The following is a 362-nucleotide window of genomic DNA, read 5'->3' on the forward strand; positions in this document are numbered from 1 at the left end:
ACCCGATCACTTTTCGGGCGAACCCGATCACTTTCGTAGCGGACCTGATCACTTTTGAGTCATACCCGATCACTTTCGTAGCGGACCTGATCACTTTTGAGTCATACCCGATCACTTTTCGGGCGAACCCGATCACTTTCGTAGCGGACCTGATCACTTTTGAGTCATACCCGATCACTTTCACCTCCTTTCTAAGGATATTTTCGGAATACAAACCTAGGGTTTGTAAGATTACGTTTTGCGTTCAGTTTTGAAGGTTTATGACTAAATATAAAACTTCTAAGAGGGCCTATAGCTCAGCTGGTTAGAGCGCACGCCTGATAAGCGTGAGGTCGATGGTTCGAGTCCATTTAGGCCCACCA

The 362-nt window shown here is 46.4% G+C and carries 1 tRNA gene; it reads left to right on the plus strand.

Annotation, left to right across the window (positions count from 1 at the left end):
• Positions 1-285 precede the first annotated feature (285 nt).
• Positions 286-362 (plus strand) — tRNA-Ile (locus tag ABNX05_RS26275).

Source organism: Lysinibacillus zambalensis (assembly GCF_040183165.1).
Classification (GTDB): Bacteria; Bacillota; Bacilli; order Bacillales_A; family Planococcaceae; genus Lysinibacillus; species Lysinibacillus zambalensis.